Origin of the sequence: Antarcticirhabdus aurantiaca (assembly GCF_009765365.1) — a bacterium.
Taxonomy (GTDB): domain Bacteria; phylum Pseudomonadota; class Alphaproteobacteria; order Rhizobiales; family Rhizobiaceae; genus Antarcticirhabdus; species Antarcticirhabdus aurantiaca.
Window position 1 is genome coordinate 1 of the sequence record NZ_VTOM01000056.1, and the last position, 1,474, is coordinate 1,474.

1 protein-coding gene is annotated in these 1,474 nt (G+C 71.4%); it reads right to left on the reverse strand.

Going from position 1 to position 1,474, the window contains the following annotated elements:
- The coding region (gene glpD / locus FZN60_RS28495) for a glycerol-3-phosphate dehydrogenase (protein WP_246727347.1) at nucleotides 1-1,474 on the reverse strand (1,474 nt) is incomplete at both ends.

Genomic DNA, 1,474 nt, shown 5'->3' on the forward strand with positions numbered 1-1,474 from the left:
CGGCCATCAGCCTTTCCCGCACGCGTTGCGCGACGTAATCCTCCAGCGCCTCGGCCTCCTCCGCCGAGAAGCGCAGGCCGAGCTTGGAGCGCCGCCACAGGATGTCGTCGGCGCTGCGCGCCCATTCCTGGTCGATCAGCCAGTCCACTTCGGCGGCGAAGAGCCCGTGGCCGAAAGCGCGGCCGAGCGCGCCGCTCCGCGCGAAACGCCGCGCATCCGTGCCGTAGGCGCGCACGAGCCGCCGCCGGGTGACGGCGTCGAGCTCGGGCGCCTGCCTGCCGAGCTCGGCTTCCAAGCCATCCGCCCCATCCAGCGCGAAGTCGCCGCCGGGAAGCGGCGCCTCGCCCGTCCAGGAGCCGCCCTTGCGGCCGAGCCTGCTCTCGATGCGCTCCAGCACCTCCTCGGCTAGGACGCGATAGGTGGTGATCTTGCCGCCGAAGCCGTGCAGCACCGGCGCGCCGGCCCCGTCCTCGAGCGTCAGGACGTAGTCGCGCGTCGCCTCCTGCGCCTTGCTCGCGCCGTCGTCGAAGAGCGGGCGCACGCCCGAATAGGTCCAGACGATGTCGGCCTTCGTGACCGGCACCTTCAGGTACTCGCTGACGGCGGCGAGGAGGTAGTCGGTCTCCTCCGGCGTGATCGCCGCCTGGCCCGGGTCGCCCTCGTAGTCGCGGTCGGTGGTGCCGACGAGCGTGAAGTCGTCCTCGTAGGGGATGGCGAAGATGATCCGGCCGTCGGCATTCTGGAAGATATAGGCCCGGTCGTGGTCGAAGAGGCGGCGCGTGACGAGGTGCGAGCCCTGGACGAGGCGCACGTGCCGCGCCTCGTTGCGGCCCATCGCGCCGCGGATCACCTCGTCCACCCAGGGGCCGCCCATGTTGACGAGGAAGCGCGCGCCGACCTCGCGCTCGGCTCCGCCGTCGGCGTCGCGCAATGTCAGGCGCCAGCGGCCGTTCTCGGCCCGGGCGCCAACGAGGCGGGTGCGAACGAAAATGTCGGCGCCGCGCGCCGCCGCGTCGCGGGCGTTGAGAACGACGAGGCGGGCATCGTCGACGCGCGCGTCGGAATATTCGAAGCCCTTGGAGAACGTGTTTTTCAGCGGCGTGCCGAGCGGGCCGGTCAGGTCGACGCTGGTCGTTCCCGGCAGGTTCCGCCGGCCGCCGATGTGGTCGTAGAGGAACAGGCCGAGGCGCAGCATCCAGGCGGGGCGCAGGCCCTCGTGGTGGGGCAGGATGAAGCGCAAGGGGCGCACGATGTGGGGCGCGATGCGCCAGAGCACCTCGCGCTCCTTCAGCGCGTGGCGCACGAGGCGGAACTCGTAGTGCTCCAGGTAGCGCAGGCCGCCATGGACGAGCTTGGTGGACCAGGAGGACGTGCCGGATGCCAGGTCGTTCATCTCGGCGAGGCCGACCGAATAGCCGCGACCGACGGCGTCGCGCGCCACGCCGCAGCCGTTGACCCCACCACCGACGATGAA